A 14,103-nucleotide genomic window follows, 5' to 3' on the forward strand; every position below is an offset into this window, starting at 1 on the left:
GAGCCGTTCGAACACACCGTCCGTGAATCCACGGAAGTCCGCAGGTTGGAGATGCCGATGGCCGCTGCCCCCGACAAGGTGATCGAGGCGCTCCGGGCCTCTCTCAAAGCCAATGAGCGGCTGAAGGAACAGATCCACAGACTCACCACGGCCGCGCGGGAGCCCATCGCCATCATCGGCATGGCCTGCCGCTATCCCGGCGGGGTGGCCTCGGCGGAGGACCTGTGGGGGCTGGTGGCCGACGGCCGGGACGCCATCGGCACCTTCCCCGACGACCGCGGCTGGGACGTGGAGCGGCTCTACGACCCCGACCCCGACCGGTCCGGCACCTCCTACACCCGACACGGCGGTTTCCTTTACCACGCGGGCGAGTTCGACCCGGGCTTCTTCGGCATCAGCCCGCGCGAGGCGCTGGCGATGGACCCCCAGCAGCGGCTGCTGCTGGAGATCTCCTGGGAGGCGTTCGAGCGGGCCGGGATCGACCCGGCTTCGGCGCGCGGCAGCCGGACCGGGGTCTTCGCGGGCGTGATGTACCACGACTACGGCTCCCGGCTGCACACCGTCCCCGAAGGGTTCGAGGGCTACGTCGGCAACGGCAGCGGCGGCGGCGTGGCGTCGGGCCGGGTCGCCTACACCCTCGGCCTCGAAGGCCCGGCCGTCACCGTGGACACCGCCTGCTCCTCCTCGCTGGTCGCCCTGCACCTGGCCTGCCAGGCGCTGCGGGCGGGCGAGTGCACCCTCGCCCTGGCGGGCGGTGTGACGGTGATGTCCACCCCCAGCCTGTTCGTCGAGTACTCCCGGCAGCGCGCCCTGGCGGCCGACGGCCGCTGCAAGGCGTACGGGGCCGGGGCGGACGGCACCGGCTGGGCCGAAGGCGCCGGGATGCTCCTGGTGGAGCGGCTCTCCGACGCCAGGCGGCTCGGCCACCGGGTGCTGGCGGTGGTACGGGGCAGCGCCGTCAACCAGGACGGCGCGAGCAACGGCCTCACCGCCCCCAACGGCCCCGCACAGCAGCGCGTCATCCGGCAGGCGCTGGCGAGCGCCGGGCTGTCCGCGTCCGAGATCGACGCGGTCGAGGGACACGGCACGGGCACCAGGCTCGGCGATCCGATCGAGGCGCAGGCCCTGCTGGCGACCTATGGCCAGGGGCGGCCCGGGGACCGGCCGCTGTGGCTCGGCTCGATGAAGTCCAACCTTGGCCACGCACAGGCGGCCGCCGGCGTGGGCGGGGTCATCAAGATGGTGATGGCCATGCGGCGCGGGACGCTGCCGCGCACGCTGCACGCGGACGAGCCGTCGCCGCACATCGACTGGGACTCGGGCGCGGTGCGGCTGCTGAAGGAGCCGATCGCCTGGCCGGACCACGACCGGCCCCGCCGCACCGGCGTGTCCTCTTTCGGGGTCAGCGGCACCAACGCCCACATCATCCTCGAAGCGGCGCCCCACCCGGAGACCGGCGACGGACCCGAGCCGCCCGACGCCCCCGGCCATGCCGTGGCGGGGCCGCTGCCCTGGCCCGTGTCGGGCGCCACCGCCGAGGCGCTGCGCGCCCAAGCAGCCGAACTGCGCCGCTTCGTGGCGGCAGACGAGCGGCTGAACCTCGCCGACGTCGGACACACCCTGGTGTCCGGCCGGTCCGACCTCGCACATCGCGCCGTCGTCCTCGGCGCCGACCGGGAAACCCTGCTGCGCGGGCTGGACGCCCTGGCCGGCGGCGAGCCGGACGACGCCTCGACCGTGCGGGGCGTGGCCGCGGCCGCGACCGGCGCGGGCGTGGTGTTCGTCTTCCCGGGACAGGGCGGCCAGTGGGCCGGCATGGGGCTGCGACTGCTGGAAACCTCGACCGTCTTCGCCGACCGCATGGCGGCCTGCGAGGCGGCGCTGGCACCCTACGCCGAATGCTCGCCGCTGGACGTCCTGCGCCGGGACCCCGAGGACCCGGTGTGGGAGCGGGCCGATGTCGTCCAGCCGGTGCTGTTCTCCGTGATGGTGTCGCTGGCCGGGCTGTGGCGCTCGTACGGCATCGAACCGGACGCCGTACTCGGCCACTCCCAGGGCGAGATCGCCGCCGCCCATGTCTGCGGCGCGCTGACCCTGGACGACGCGGCCAAGGTCGTCGCCCTGCGCAGCCGGGCCCTACAGACCCTGCGCGGCAAAGGCGGCATGGCCTCCGTACCACTGCCACCGGACCAGGTCGGCGAGGTGCTGCGGACGGCGTGGCCGGACCGGCTGTGGGTGGCCGCCGTGAACGCCCCCACCGCCACCGTGATCTCCGGCGACGCGGAAACCCTCGCGGAGGCGCTGGAACACTACCGGGACCACGGAGTCGACGCGAAGCGGATCCCGGTCGACTACGCCTCCCACTGCCCGCACGTCGAAGCCGTGGAGAAGGAACTGCTGAGCGCCCTTGGGGGGATCTCCCCCCGGGCCGCCGACATCCCCTTCTACTCCACCGTCGACAACCAGTGGGCCGACACCAGCGGCCTCGACGCGCGGTACTGGTACCGCAATCTGCGCCGGCCCGTACGGTTCGCCGAAGCGGTCCAGGCCCTCGGCGCCGCCGAGTACCGCACCTACATCGAGACCGGCCCGCACCCCACCCTCACCCCCGCCATCCAGGACACCACCGAGGCCGACGGCGCCCCCGCCACCGTCGTAGGATCCCTGCGCCGCGGCGAGGACGACGCCCGCCGCATCCTGACCTCGCTGGCCCTCGCCCACACCCACGGCCTGCCCGTCGCCTGGGACCGCCACTACCGGGCACAGGCCCCCGCGCCACACCAGGTCGAGCTGCCCACCTACGCCTTCCAGCGCCGCCGCTACTGGCTGGACGCCCCCGCGACGGCCGGGGACGTCACGGCCGCGGGGCTGTCCCCGGCCGGACACCCACTGCTCGGCGCGGCGGTCGGGCTCGCCGAGGGCGACGGACATCTGCTCACCGGACGGCTCTCCCCACACACCCACCCCTGGCTCGCCGACCACGCCGTCGCCGGCGCCGTCCTCCTCCCGGGCACCGCGTTCGTGGAGCTGGCCACGCACGTCGGCGAACGCCTCGGCTGCTCCAGGCTGGAGGAGCTCACCCTGCACACCCCGCTCGTCCTCCCCGAGAGCGGCGGCGTGGCATTCCAAGTGGCCGTCGGCGCGGCGGACGGCACCGGCCGCCGCGAACTGAGCGTCTACGCACAGCGTGACGACGATCCCGCACAGCAGACGGCCGGCGAGGTCGCGTGGACACGGCACGCCACCGGCACACTCGCCGTGGACGGGGAGGACAACGGCGCCGAACCCATTCCGGCGGCCTGGCCCCCGCCGGACGCCCAACCCCTGGACCTCGAGGGCCTGTACGACCGGATGGCCGCCGCCGACTTCGCCTACGGCCCGGCCTTCCAGGGGCTGCGCGCCGCCTGGCGGCACGGCGAGGAGACCTACGCCGAGGTACGGCTCCCCGACCATGTCGCCGCCGACGCGCCCCGTTTCGGCCTCCACCCCGCCCTGTTCGACGCCGCGCTGCACGCCCTGGCCCTCGACGGCGGCCGACCGGCCCTCGACGGCGGCCGGGAACGGGAGGACGACGCATCCGACCAGGGCCGGCTGCCGTTCGCCTGGCGCGGGGTCCGCGTACACACCGCGGGCACCTCAGCGCTGCGCGTACGGCTGCGGCCGCTGGGACCGGACGAGGTGGCAGTCGACGTGGCCGACGAGACGGGCGCCCCGGTGGCCTTCGCCGAGTCGCTGGTTCTCCGGCCGGTGGCGCCGGAGAACCTACGGGCCCTCGGCGGCCGGCTGCGCGACGCTCTCCACATCCTGGAATGGCCCGTCGTACCCGAGCCGTCCACGGTGGCCCTCGGGCGATGCGCCGTGCTGGGCGACACCACCCCCGGATGGGCGGTCGCGCTGGAGGCGGCGGCCGAGGGGCCCGTGCGGCGATACCCGGACCTCGCCGCACTGACGGCGGCCCTGGACGCGGGTGACCCGCCGCCGGACCTGGTGTTCGTGAGCTGCCCCCCGGCGGCCGCCGGGCCCGACGACACGACGATCGCCGACGTTCACACCCGCACCCGACAAGCGCTCGAACTGCTCCAGGGCCGACTCGGCGAAGCGCGGCTGGCCGACACCCGACTGGCCCTCGTCACCTGTGGTGCGGTGGCCACCGCACCGCAGACAGACCGCGTCGAGGACCCCGCCGCCGCTGCGGTCTGCGGACTGGTGCGATCCGCCCAGGCCGAGGAACCCGACCGCATCCTCCTGGTGGACCTGGACCCGGCCGAGGAATCGTGGGCCGCGCTGCCGCACGCGGCAGCGCTGGGCGAACCACAGGTGGCCATCCGGGCCGGCCGCCTGCACGTGGCCCGGCTGGTGCGAGCCGACACCCAGACGGACGCTCTCCTCGCGCCGCCACAGAGCGGCGGCTGGCGCCTGGACTGTGCCGAGACGGGCACCCTCCAGGGGCTGGTGCCGGTGGCGTCCTCCGCCGACACCGTCCCGCTGGGCCCGCGTCAGGTACGGATCGCGGTGCGCGCCGCCGGGCTGAACTTCCGCGACGTCCTGGTGGCGCTGGGTATGGTCCCCGGACAGCGGGGGCTGGGCAGCGAAGGCGCGGGGGTGGTGCTCGAGGTCGGTCCTGAGGTGGCCGACCTCGCGCCCGGAGACCGGGTGATGGGTGTGTTCGCCGACGCGTTCGGCCCGATCGCGGTCGCCGAACGGGCCACCGTGACCCGCTTCCCCGACCACTGGTCCTTCGCGCAGGCCGCCGCCGTCCCCGTCGTCTTCGCCACCGCCTACTACGGGCTGGTGGACCTGGCGCAACTGCGCCCGGGGGAGTCGGTGCTGGTACACGCCGCGGCGGGTGGGGTGGGAATGGCCGCCGTCCAACTGGCCCGCCATCTGGGCGCCGAGGTGTACGCCACGGCGAGCCCCGGCAAATGGGACACCCTTCACACCCAGGGCATTCCCCGAGAACGCATCGCCTCGTCCCGCACCCTGGACTTCGCGGACCAGTTCGCCGACCGGTTCGGCGAGCGGAGTATCGACGTCGTCCTCAACTCCCTTGCCCAGGAGTACGTCGACGCCTCGCTGCGCCTGCTGACGGACGACGGCGGCCGGTTCCTGGAGATGGGCAAGACCGACATCCGCGACCCGGAGGAAGTGGCGCGGTCGCACCCCGGCATCACCTACCGGGCGTACGACCTGATGGAGGCCGGGACCGAGCGCGTCGGGGAGATCCTGCGGACCGTGCTGCGGCTGTTCGACGAGGGCGTGCTGACCCCACTGCCGCTCACCTGCTGGGACATCCGGCAGGCCAGGGACGCCTTCCGCCATCTCCAGCAGGGGCGCGCCATCGGAAAGAACGTGCTCACCCTGCCCCACACCCCCGACCCCGACCCCGACGGCACCGTCCTCATCACCGGAGGCACCGGCACCCTCGGCGCCGCACTCGCCCGCCATCTCGCCGCCACCGGCCGGGCCCGGAATCTGCTGCTGATCAGCCGCCGCGGCCTCGACGCGCCGGGCGCGTCAGAACTCATCGCAGAGCTTCATGAGTTGGGTGCGCAGGCGACCGTCGCCGTCTGCGACGCGGCCGACCGAGCCGCGCTCGCCGAACTGCTCGGGCGGCTGCCCGCCGAGCACCCGTTGACCGCCGTCGTCCATGCCGCGGGCACACTCGACGATGCCACCATTGGCTCCCTCACCCCTCGCCACCTCGACAGCGTTCTGGCCGCCAAGGTCGATGCCGCCCTGCATCTGCACGAGCTGACGTGTCATCTGGACCTGGCAGCGTTCGTGCTCTTCTCATCCGCCGCGGGAGTTCTGGGTTCGCCGGGGCAGGGCAACTACGCCGCGGCCAACGCCTTTCTCGATGCGCTGGCCCATCAGCGGCGGGCGGCGGGGCTCCCGGCGGTGTCCCTGGCCTGGGGGCTGTGGGAGGAGGCCAGCGGAATGACCGGCCACCTCGACGGGACCGACCACACCCGCATGGCCCGCTCCGGCCTCAGGCCACTGGCCACGGACGAGGCCCTGGCGCTGTTCGACACCGCTCTCGCCGGTGGCCCACCGCTGCTCCTCCCGGCCCGGATCGACACCAGGGCGCTACGCGGCACCACTCCGCCGCCCCTGTTCCGGAGCCTGGTACGGCCCACCGGACACCGGCCGGGCCCCGCCACTCCCGACGGCAGCTCCTCCCTGCGCGCCCGGCTCTCCGGGCTCGACCCTGCCGGACAGAACGAGGTGCTGATCACCCTCGTCCGCGGCCACGCCGCCACGGTCCTCGGCCACCCGAGCCCCGACGCCATCGCCCCCGACGCGACCTTCCGCGACGTCGGCTTCGACTCCCTCACCGCCGTGGAACTCCGCAACCGCCTCAAGGACGCGACCGGACTGCGGCTCCCCGCCACCCTTGTCTTCGATCACCCCACGGCGGCTGCTCTCGCCCAGCACCTGGGGGAGGGCCTCCTGGGCGCCGCCGATACGGTCACCCTGTCGCCCACCCCCGCCGCGTCCGGGGCCGGCGGCGGGGCGGGAGCGGGGGTGGGGGTGGCGACTGGGGCGGATGAGCCCATCGCCATCATCGGTATGGCATGTCGCTACCCGGGCGGCGTCCGCACCCCCGAGCAACTCTGGGACCTCGTCGCCTCCGGCACCGACGCCATGAGCGGATTCCCCACCGACCGCGGCTGGGACCTGGACCGCCTCTACGCCCCCTACGACCAGAGCCGACCGGGCACCACATACACCCGACACGGGGGTTTCCTCCACGACGCCGGGAAGTTCGACGCCGGATTCTTCGGGATCGGCCCGCGTGAGGCGCTGGCGATGGACCCGCAGCAGCGGCTGCTGCTGGAGGCCTCCTGGGAGGCTTTCGAGCACGCCGGAATCGACCCCACGTCGGTGCGGCGGAGCCGGACCGGAGTGTTCGCCGGTGTGATGCCGACGGACTACGGTCCCCGGCTGCACGACACCGTGGCCGAGGTCGAGGGCTATGTCCTCACCGGAAACTCCGGCAGCGTCGCGTCAGGGCGCGTCGCGTACACCTTCGGCCTGGAGGGACCCGCGGTGTCGGTGGACACGGCGTGTTCCTCGTCCCTGGTGGCCCTGCACCTGGCCTGCCAGGCGCTGCGGGCGGGGGAGTGCTCCATGGCGCTGGCGGGTGGGGTGACCGTGATGGCGACACCCGGCGCCTTCGTGGAGTTCGCGCGGCAGCGTGGGTTGTCGGTGGATGGGCGGTGCAAGGCGTATGGGGCTGGGGCGGATGGTACGGGGTGGGCTGAGGGTGTGGGGATGTTGTTGGTGGAGCGGTTGTCGGATGCGCGGCGGTTGGGGCATCGGGTGTTGGCGGTGGTGCGGGGCAGTGCCGTCAATCAGGACGGGGCGAGTAATGGGTTGACGGCGCCGAATGGTCCGTCGCAGCAGCGGGTGATCCGGCAGGCGCTGGCCGCGGCGGGGCTGACGGCGCCGGAGATCGACGCGGTGGAGGGTCACGGGACGGGGACGACGCTCGGTGATCCGATCGAGGCGCAGGCGTTGCTGGAGACCTATGGGCAGGAGCGGTCTGCTGATGCGCCGTTGTGGTTGGGGTCGGTGAAGTCGAATATCGGGCATGCGCAGGCTGCGGCGGGTGTCGCGGGGGTCATCAAGATGGTGATGGCCATGCGGGAAGGGTTGCTGCCGCGGACGTTGCATGTCGAGGAGCCGTCGCAGCATGTGGACTGGACGGCGGGGGCGGTACGGCTGCTGAGCGAGGCCATGCCCTGGCCGGAGACCGACCGGGCCAGGCGTGCGGGCGTGTCGTCGTTCGGGGTGAGCGGCACCAACGCCCACGTGATCCTCGAACAGGCAACCCCTGTTGAGGAGCGGGAACCCAGCACCGGCGCCCCGTCCCTTCCCTGGATGGTGTCGGCGAAGTCCGAGGACGCGCTGCGAGCGCAGGCGCGGCAACTGCGCCAGTACCTCGCTTCCGACCCGGAACTCGACTTGGCCGACGTCGGATATGCACTGGCCAACGACCGTGCCGCCTTCGAGCACCGTGCGGTACTCCTGGGTCCCGACCGCGAGGACTTCCTCCACGGCCTGGCGGCACTGGCGGCCGGTGAGGAGCACGAGGGGCTTGTGCGCGGCGTGGCGTCCGGAGCGGGGAAGCTGGCGTTCGTGTGCTCGGGGCAGGGCACACAACGCCCCCGCATGGGATACGAGCTCTACCAGGCCTTCCCCCTGTTCGCCGAGGCCCTCGACGAGGTCTGCGCCCACCTCGACCCGCACCTGGAACAGCCCCTGCGGGATGTGATGTTCGCCGAGCCCGGCACCGACGCGTCCCGGCTGCTGGACCAGACGCTCTACGCCCAGCCCGCCCTGTTCGCTCTCCAGGTCGCGCTCCACCGCCTGGTCACCGAAGGCCACGGAGTCACGCCCCACTTCTACGCCGGACACTCCCTCGGCGAGATCACCGCAGCCCACCTCGCCAGCATCCTCAGCCTGCCCGACGCGGCCCGCCTGGTCACCACCCGCGCCCGCCTCATGCACACCCTCCCCGCCACCGGCGCAATGACCACTCTCCAAGCCGAACCCCACGAAGTCGAAGAACACCTCACAGGGCGCGAGGCGCAGGTGTCCATCGCGGCCGTCAACGCCCCCGGATCCGTCGTCATCAGCGGCGACCGCGACGCCGTGGACGCCATCGCCGCGCAGTTCCGGGCCATGGGGCGCAAGACGACCCCGCTCAACGTCAGCGCGGCCTTCCACTCACCCCACATCAACCCCATCCTCGACGAGCTCCGCGACACCGCCGAAGCCCTCACCTACCACCAACCGCACACTCCCCTGGTCACGACCGACCCCACCGGACAAGACCCCACCGGACCCGGCTACTGGACCCACCAGACCCGCAACACCGTCCACTACACCCACACCACCCACCAACTCCACACCCACGGCGTCACCACCTACCTAGAACTCGGACCCGACGCCACCCTCACCACCCTGACCCACCACAACCTCCCCGACCACACACCCCAAACCGCAGCGCTCCTCCACCCCCACCAACCGGAAGCCCACACCACCCACACCGCCCTCGCCCACCTCCATACCCACGGCCACCCCACCACCTGGCACCAACAACACCATCCCCACAACCACACCAACCTCCCCACCTACCCCTTCCAACACCACCACTACTGGCTCAACACAACCACTACCGCAGGCGATATGTCGGCGGCAGGCCTGGAGCCGGCGCGGCATCCCCTGTTGGGCGCGGCGGTGGGGCTTGCCGATGGCCAGGGGCTGCTGTTCACCGGCCGGATCTCCCTCCGAACCCATCCCTGGCTGGCCGACCACGCCGTCGGCGGCTCGGTGCTGCTCCCCGGAACGGCCTTGCTCGAACTCGCCCTCCAGGCCGGTGCCCACGTCGACTGCCATCGGGTCGACGAGCTGACGCTGCACACACCGCTTGTTGTGCCGGAGAGCTCTGGAGTGGCGCTTCAGGTAACCGTGGCCGCCGCGAACGAGGCTGGAAGCCGGGCGGTGCATATCTACTCGCGAATGGACGACGGCGGTCTCATCGCCGATTCGGCAGGGGAGACATGGACGCGCCATGCCGCCGGATACCTTGCCGAGAAGCCTGAGGGAGACTCGGACGAGTCCGTGGACGATGAGCTGCTCGCGGACGCGTGGCCGCCGCCGGGTGTGGTCGCCGTGGACCTGGAGGGACTGTACGAGCGGCTGACCGAGGCGGGTTTCCACTACGGAGCGGCCTTCCGGTGCCTGAGCGCCGCCTGGCAACGGGGCGAGGAGATCTTCGCGACCGCACGTGTGGCCGAAGACGCGCCGGGCGATACGGCAGCGGCTCGGTTCGGTCTGCACCCCGCCCTTCTGGACTCCGCGCTGCACACGATCCCCCTGTTGCCCTCGCTTCAGGGACAACAGGACAGCGGGCTGCCGTTCACCTGGAGCGGAGTCACTCTGCACACACCGGCGGCGACGGCCCTCCGCGTCCGGCTGAGGCCGGCCGGTGCCGACCCGGGGGCAGTGGCGGTCGATGTGTCCGACGAGACGGGCGAGCCCGTGGCGTCGATCCGCGCGCTGGCACTTCGGCCGGTGTCCGGGGCCGAGCTTCGGACCGCTGCCTCGGCCACCCACCACGGCTCGCTCTTCGAGGTGCGATGGGAACCCGTCCCCGAGCCCGTGGTGGCTGAGGAGACCGCCCCGTGGGTGGTGATCGGGACCGAGCCGACGCCGCCTCAGGCCGAGGACTTCCCCCAGCCGCCGGGGGAGGCGACGTACGCCGATCTGGCCGCGCTGTGCGCGGCGATCGCCGACGACGCGCCCACGCCCCGGACCGTAGTGACCCGGTCTCCAGCGGGGAGCGCAGAGGAATCGAGTGAGACGGTACGGCACGCTACGCATCACATGCTGGCCCTTGTGCAGCAGTGGTTGGGGGACGGCCGGTTCGCCGACACCCGCCTGGTGGTGCTCACGCGCGGCGCGGTGGCCACGGCGCCGGACGAGGATGTGAAGGACCTGGCGGGAGCGGCTGTACGGGGCCTGATCCGCTCCGCCCAGTCGGAGCACCCCGACCGATTCGTCCTGCTCGACCTGGATGACTGCGTGGCCGACCCGGAAGACCACCGTCGGACGTTGTCGATGGCTCTGGCCTCCGGGGAACCGGAAGTGGCCGTACGCGATCGAGTCCTGCGCGCGCCCCGGCTCGGCCGGCTGGCCGAACCGACCGCCACCGCGGCGGCCGACACCAACCCCACGGCTGAGCGACCCTGGGGCTCCGACGGCACCGTACTCATCACCGGCGGCACCGGCAGTCTCGGCGCGATGCTCGCCCGCCACCTGGTGGTCACCCATGGCGTACGGCAGTTGCTGCTCATCAGCCGACGTGGCCTGGACGCCCCGGGGGCCGGGCGGCTGGAGGCCGAACTCGTCGAGCTCGGGGCGAGCGTGACCATCGTCGCGTGCGACGCCGCCGACCGGAAACAGCTCGCGAACACACTGGCGAAGATCTCCGTCGACCACCCGCTGGCCGCCGTGGTGCACGCGGCGGGAGTACTGGACGACGGGGTGATCACATCCCTCACCTCGGATGCCATGGCCCGGGTGGTGCGGGCCAAGGTCGATTCCGCGCTCAACCTCCACCAGCTCACGCGTGACCTTCCGCTGTCCGTGTTCGTGCTCTTCTCCTCACTGGCCGGGGTGATGGGCTCGGCGGGTCAGGCCAACTACGCCGCCGCCAACGCAGCCCTGGACGCGCTGGCGTGTCAGCGGCGCGCCGCTGGGCTGCTGGCGGTGTCCTTGGCCTGGGGGGTCTGGGAGCAGGCCGGGGGCATGACCGGACAACTGGATGCCACGGACCAGTCTCGGCTCCTCCGCGCGGGCCTGCGACCGCTGGCCACCGGCGACGGCCTGGAACTCCTCGACAAGGCCCTGAGCTGCGACCGTCCCCTCGTGGTGCCCGCCGCGCTCAGCATGGCGGAGCTTCAGGCATCCGGGTCCGCCCCGCCGCTCCTGCGAGGCTTGGCGACCACCGCGGCCCGCCCGGGCACCCGCGGCACCTCGCCCGGTGCCCCAGGGTCCCTGCGGCGGCGGCTGACCGGACTCGGGACGGAGGAGCGGCTAAGGCTGGTGTTGCGGCTGGTGCGCTCCCAGGCGGCGGCGGTGCTGGGGCACCGCACGGCCGAAGCGGTCCCGTCCGACTCGGCGTTCCGCGATCTGGGGTTCGACTCCCTCGCCGCGGTGGAACTGCGCAATCGGCTACAGCAGGCTACCGGGCTGCGCCTCCCGGCCGGTTTGATCTTCGACCGGCCGCGCCCCGACGTGCTCGCCCGCTTCCTGAGTGACGAGTTGGTCGGCGGTACGCCTGCGGCCACGACCGCCCCACCCGCCCCGTCCGTCGGCGGCGCAGCAAGTGAGCCGGTGGCCATCATCGGCATGGCCTGCCGGTTTCCGGGGGATGTGCGGTCGACCGAGGCCCTGTGGGGCCTCGTCGCCTCCGGTGTGGACGCGGTGGACGACTTCCCCGCGGACCGGGGCTGGGATGTGGAGCGGCTCTACGACCCCGACCCGGAGCGGCACGGCACCTCGTACACCAGGCGGGGTGGGTTCCTCTACGACGCAGGTGAGTTCGACCCGGCGTTCTTCGGGATCGGCCCGCGTGAGGCGGTGGCGATGGATCCGCAGCAGCGGTTGCTGCTGGAGATCTCCTGGGAGGCGCTGGAACGGGCGGGGATCGATCCGACGTCGGTGCGGGGGAGCTCGACCGGGGTGTTCGCGGGGGTGATGTACCACGACTACGGCACCCGCCTGCGTGAAATCCCGGAGGGCTACGAGGGCTACATCGGCAATGGAAACGCGGGCAGCGTCGCCTCGGGACGCGTCGCCTACACCTTCGGCCTGGAGGGGCCCGCGGTCACCGTGGACACGGCGTGTTCGTCGTCCCTCGTCGCGCTGCACCTGGCCTGCCAGGCGCTGCGGTCCGGGGAGTGCTCCATGGCGCTGGCCGGTGGGGTCACCGTCATGTCCACCCCCACCACCTTCGTCGAGTTCTCGCGACAGCGTGGGCTGTCCCCCGACGGGCGCTGCAAGTCGTTCGGAGCCGGAGCGGATGGCACAGGCTGGGCGGAAGGCGCGGGAATGCTCCTGGTGGAGCGGCTCTCGGACGCGCGGCGCAATGGTCATCCGATCCTGGCGGTGGTACGCGGGAGTGCGGTCAACCAGGACGGGGCGAGCAACGGACTGACCGCGCCGAACGGCCCCTCGCAAGAGCGGGTGATCCGCCAGGCGTGGGCGAACGCGGGGGTGGCCGCGGCGGACGTCGACGCGGTCGAGGGACACGGCACGGGAACGACACTCGGCGACCCCATCGAGGCCCAGGCGCTGCTGGCGACATACGGGCAGGGGCGGCCGGCCGACCGGCCGTTGTGGCTGGGATCGATCAAGTCCAACGTCGGACACACCCAGGCCGCCGCGGGGGTGGGCGGCATCATCAAGATGGTGATGGCCATGCGGCACGGGCTGCTCCCACAGACCCTGCACGCCGAGGAGCCCTCACCGCATGTGGACTGGACGGGCGGCGCGGTGCGGCTGCTGACGGAGCCGGTGCCCTGGCCGGAGCACGGTCGGGCGCGTCGGGCGGGCGTCTCCTCGTTCGGGGTCAGCGGTACCAACTCCCACGTCATCCTGGAACAGGCACCACCCGCCGTGGAAACCCGAGAACCGGCAGGGTCCGGCGCCATTTCAGGCCCACTGCCTTGGGCCATCTCCGCGAAGAGCCCGCAGGCGCTTCGTGCCCAGGCCCGGCAATTGCGCACGTTCCTGGCCGACACCCCGGAGGTGAACCTGGCCGACGTCGGCCACACCCTCGCGGTAGGCCGGACCTCTTTCGAACATCGCGCGGTCGTGCTGGGCCAGGACCGCAGCGGCTTCCTGCGCGGCCTCGACGCCCTGGCGACCGACCAACCCCACACCACGGTCGTTACCGGTACTGCCAAGCGGCCCGGTGACCATGGCGGGGTGGTGTTTGTGTTTCCGGGTCAGGGTGGTCAGTGGGCCGGGATGGGACTGCGCCTGCTGGAAACCTCACCCGTCTTCGCCCAGTCCATCAACGACTGCGAACAAGCCCTCGCCCCCCACACCGACTGGCCCCTCACCGACATCCTCCACCGCCCCGACACCGACCCCGCCTGGCAACGCGCCGACATCATCCAACCCCTCCTCTTCTCAGTCATGGTGTCCCTGGCCGCCCTCTGGCGCGCCCATGGGCTCCACCCCGACGCCGTCATCGGCCACTCCCAGGGCGAAATCGCCGCCGCCCATGTCAGCGGCGCACTCACCCTCCCCGACGCCGCCAAAATCATCGCCCTCCGCAGCAAAGCCCTCCACACCCTCCACGGACAAGGCGGCATGGCCGCGGTTCCCCTCCCTGAACAGGATGTCACCGAACTCATCCACCAGCGCTGGCCGGGCCAGCTGTGGGTGGCAGGCGTCAACAGCCCCCAGTCCACCGTCATCTCCGGCGACGCCGACGCCCTCACCCAAGCCGTCGAACACCTCAACGCCCTTGAGGTGCGTGCCAAGCGCATCCCCGTCGACTACGCATCCCACTGCCCCCAC

The 14,103-nt window shown here is 72.4% G+C and carries 1 protein-coding gene; it reads left to right on the plus strand.

What is annotated here, in order from left to right; all coding sequences use genetic code 11:
- Positions 1-78 precede the first annotated feature (78 nt).
- Positions 79-14,103 (plus strand): SDR family NAD(P)-dependent oxidoreductase (locus ABTY62_RS24630; protein WP_502997509.1); only part of this gene is annotated, 14,025 nt, incomplete at its 3' end.

This window comes from Streptomyces sp. NPDC097640 (assembly GCF_040302705.1).
Lineage (GTDB): Bacteria > Actinomycetota > Actinomycetes > Streptomycetales > Streptomycetaceae > Streptomyces.